Genomic DNA, 1,099 nt, shown 5'->3' with positions numbered 1-1,099 from the left:
CTGTACTGACCCGAGAGGTTGGGGATGCGGCTGGCGGGTGGTAGGCCGTTGAGCGCGGTGTGTCCGCGATGGTGATTGTAGGTATGGAGCCAGGCGGGCAGAGCTTCGCGGCGTTCGGTTTCGGTGCGGTAGGCGCGGGCGTAGGCCCATTCGTCGAGCATGGTGCGGTTGTAGCGTTCGACCTTGCCGTTGGTTTGGGGCCTGTAGGGGCGGGTGCGTTTGTGGGTGATGCCGGCGTCGGCGAGCATGTCGCGCCAGAGGTGTGATCGATAGCAGGAGCCGTTGTCGGTCAAGACTCGTTTCACGGTGATGCCGTGGCTGGCGAACCAGGCATGGGCTCGGTGCCAGAATGCTGTTGCTGTCTCGCGGGTTTCGTCGGGCAGGATTTCGGTGTAGGCCAGCCGGGAGTGGTCGTCGACGGCGTTGTGCAGGTAGTGGTAGCCGAGGTTGGGTCGGCCGTGGTGGGTGCGGGGACGTGCCGGGTCGCGGTGGGCGGAGCTGCGGCGGTTGCCGTCCGCCCGGCCGTGGACGCGGTGGCCGCCGCCGTCGGGGATGTTGCCGAGTTTCTTGATGTCGACGTGGATCAGGTCACCGGGGTGGTCGTGTTCGTAGCGCCGGATCGGCCGGCTGGTGGCCCGGTCGAGGTGGGCGAGTCGGGCGAGGTGGTAGCGGGTCAGGACCCGGTGCACGGTGGCCGGGTTCAGGCTCAGGAAGTAGGCGATCCGGGCCGGTCCCCAGCGGCGCAGAACGCGGACCTTGATGATCCGTCGTTCGATGCGAGTCGGTGTCCGTGACGGACTGTGGTGCGGTCGTGAGGAACGGTCGGTCATGCCTGCCGGCCCGTCGGTGCGGTAGCGGTCGGCCCAGCGTTTCGCTGTAGTCGTGCTGACCTGGAAGCGTTCGGCAGCTCGCCGCAGCGGCCACCGGTCATCGACCACGCAGCGAGCAAGGCGCAGCCTGCCGGTCTCGGACAAGGGTGCATTACGGTGGGGCATGAGGGCCTCCGCAGGTTCGGGGTAGGACGTCGCAATCCACACCGAACCCGAAGGCCCTCGCCTATTTCAAGATCTCCCCGTCACCAACGTCCGTGGTCAGTACA

General features: G+C 67.2%; 1 protein-coding gene. It reads right to left on the bottom strand.

The genetic code is table 11. The annotated features are described in order from the left end of the window. Window positions 1-995 (bottom strand): IS481 family transposase (locus AB0F81_RS51375; RefSeq protein WP_360211822.1); only part of this gene is annotated, 995 nt, incomplete at its 3' end. Window positions 996-1,099 lie beyond the last annotated feature (104 nt).

The organism is Actinoplanes sp. NPDC024001 (assembly GCF_040638955.1).
In the GTDB taxonomy this organism is placed as follows: domain Bacteria; phylum Actinomycetota; class Actinomycetes; order Mycobacteriales; family Micromonosporaceae; genus Actinoplanes.
This window is presented reverse-complemented; position numbering and strand designations above follow the sequence as displayed.